Raw genomic sequence first — 2,449 nt, 5'->3', positions numbered from 1 at the left:
AAAATTTATTAGGGACTTATCGGACAACCCCTTTTTATATTAATTTTAAAAAGTGAACTAATCTTTTTAGCTTTCTATCATTTTGCACAAGCTGAACTCACCAATATTGAATCTGTAAAAAAAGTGCCTGAAAGACGGTTAAACACTCGTTCTTTCCAGTGTTCATGACATTGACCGGGATTATGATTTCTTTTTCTCTTCTATAACAGATAATATATGAGCCTCTGTTCCGTATTCTCCTCGGATAGTTTTTCTTGCGCCTACCGGTGTTCTCGCAGTGACTGACTTGATTTGCTTTTCACCCTTTATCTCCATTTCAACGACAAAGCATTTTGCTCCGCATCTCATGTGAATCCCCCATTTCTCGGGCTTTTACACCATTGTAAGTGAAATTGATGTGAAAGGGAACTTTCTTTGATATCGGATTTTGGAATTTAAGCACTGTTGGATTTGCTGCCTTAAGGATTGTAAAATAAGAAGGTTACGGATAAAAAGGAGGACCACTTTTGAGAAGAACTAATATATGTGCCTGGACTGAAAACTGGGAAAATCTATATAGTCAGGAAGAAGCGGTGTTGAAAGACATATTTAAAGATGAATTAATTGGTATATTTCATATAGGTAGTACCTCTATACGAGCAGTAGGTTACGCAAAGCCGATAATAGATATTTTAATTGTTGTGAAAGATATTGAAAAAGTTGATTTATATAATAGCGATATGTTCGTATTAGGATATGAAGCGAAAGGAGAGTATGGAATTGCCGCAAGAAGGTATTTCTCAAAAGGAAAGAGTGATAGAACACACCATGTACATATCTTTCAAATAGGAAATGAACATATCAAAACTCATTTAGCTTTTAAAGAGTACTTAATAGAAAATCCTGCGGAAGCGAAACGATATGGGGAATTGAAAATAAACTTAGCAAAACAGTTTCCAAATGAGCATCATGAGTATCAAACTGGAAAGCAGCAGCTTGTTAATGAATTAGCAGAGAAAGCGAAAAAGTGGGCATTATGCAGAAGTTTTCCAACAGATGTTCTGGAATAGAAGAAAGTATCATGAATAAGAAGCTGACAGAAAGGTTATGTAAGGAAGGAAGACTCAGAAGCAAAAAGCAGCGGTAATAGTTCTTTAATATGAAGCTTATTAGCTTTGGAGGGATTTGGTAGTGCTATTCAATAAAAAAATGAAATTTAAGCTGTTTTCACATGTTGAGAATCCGTACTATATCGTATTTTGCGATTTTGATGAAACGTATTATCCCCATACTATGACCAAAGACAGGCAGCGGGATTTATCATTTTCCGACAGAAGGCCCCCACTTCAAGGAATGGGAAGAGTATAGCCCAATGAGTAAGTGGGAGATGAATGTCGGTTGGCGGTAGCCAACATCATTCTACATATAGTATAATGGAAACGTATGTTTCTATTAAGCGAGGTGGAAATAATGATTGTCCATAAAGCCTATAAGTTTCGTATCTACCCAAACAAAGAACAGATAGAATTAATCAATAAAACGATTGGCTGTTCTAGATTTGTGTTCAACTTCTTTCTCGACAAACAAAAAGAGAAAGATGCTTACTGGTATATTTGCGAAGAAATGAGGCAAAATGGTCAGCTTACGCCCAACAATTGGAAAGGTGAGTTCTTAAACAAATACGAAACAGTCAAAGCACTTCCACATTTAAAAAAGCATTACTCTTTCCTGAAAGAAGTAGATAGTATCGCCTTGCAGAAATCGGTTGAAAACTTAGCCGATTCTTACAGTCGATACTATAAAAAACAGAACAAAAAACCACGCTTTAAATCGAAAAGAAATCCTGTTCAGTCTTATACGACGAAACAGACGAATGGGAATATTGCTGTAACAGAAAACAAAATCAAGCTGCCGAAACTAGGTTTTATTCGTTTTGCGAAAAGTCGTGAAGTGGAAGGAAGAATCATGAGTGCAACCGTTAGACGCAACCCTTCTGGTAAATATTTCGTATCCATAGCAACGGAAACAGAAGTGACAGAATTGCCTAAAATGAATTCAGCTATTGGTATTGATGTAGGACTAAGAGATTTTGCCATTCTTTCTAACGGAGTTACTTATTCAAATCCTAAATTCTTCCGCATATTAGAAGGAAAATTAGCAAAGGCACAGCGAATCATGAGCAGAAGAAAGATAGGTGGGTCTAATTGGTACAAAGCTAAAATCAAAGTAGCCCGTATCCACGAAAGAATTGCAAACGCACGAAAAGATTACTTAGACAAAATTTCAACTGAACTTGTCAAAAACCACGACATTATCGGTATGGAAAATTTGTCAATAAGTAACATGTTAAAGAATCGAAATCTTGCCAAAGCGATCAGTGAAGCATCCTGGTCACAATTCAGAACGATGTTAGAGTACAAATGCAAATGGTACGGAAAACAATTAGTCATTGTTGGAAAAACATTTGCCA

At 36.1% G+C, this 2,449-nt stretch carries 3 protein-coding genes; 2 read left to right on the top strand and 1 reads right to left on the bottom strand.

The genetic code is table 11. The features are described 5' to 3' along the window. Positions 1 to 180: 180 nt before the first annotated feature. Positions 181 to 348, bottom strand: coding sequence for a hypothetical protein (locus tag BFA01S_RS23025; RefSeq protein WP_169800526.1), 168 nt, complete (start codon positions 346 to 348; stop codon positions 181 to 183). A gap of 158 nt (positions 349 to 506) precedes the next feature. Between BFA01S_RS23025 and BFA01S_RS21305 the strand changes: the two genes are divergently transcribed. Together BFA01S_RS21305 and tnpB are read left to right on the top strand one after the other, a co-directional pair. After that, entirely contained in the window at positions 507 to 1,049 is a 543-nt protein-coding gene (locus BFA01S_RS21305) for a GrpB family protein (RefSeq protein WP_066235616.1), read from the top strand. Positions 1,050 to 1,449: 400 nt separating this feature from the next. Then, a partial coding sequence (gene tnpB, locus BFA01S_RS21300; protein WP_066235615.1) for an IS200/IS605 family element RNA-guided endonuclease TnpB occupies positions 1,450 to 2,449 on the top strand: 1,000 nt, incomplete at its 3' end.

This window comes from Metabacillus fastidiosus NBRC 101226 (assembly GCF_001591625.1).
In the GTDB taxonomy this organism is placed as follows: Bacteria; Bacillota; Bacilli; order Bacillales; family Bacillaceae; genus Metabacillus; species Metabacillus fastidiosus.
This window is presented reverse-complemented; position numbering and strand designations above follow the sequence as displayed.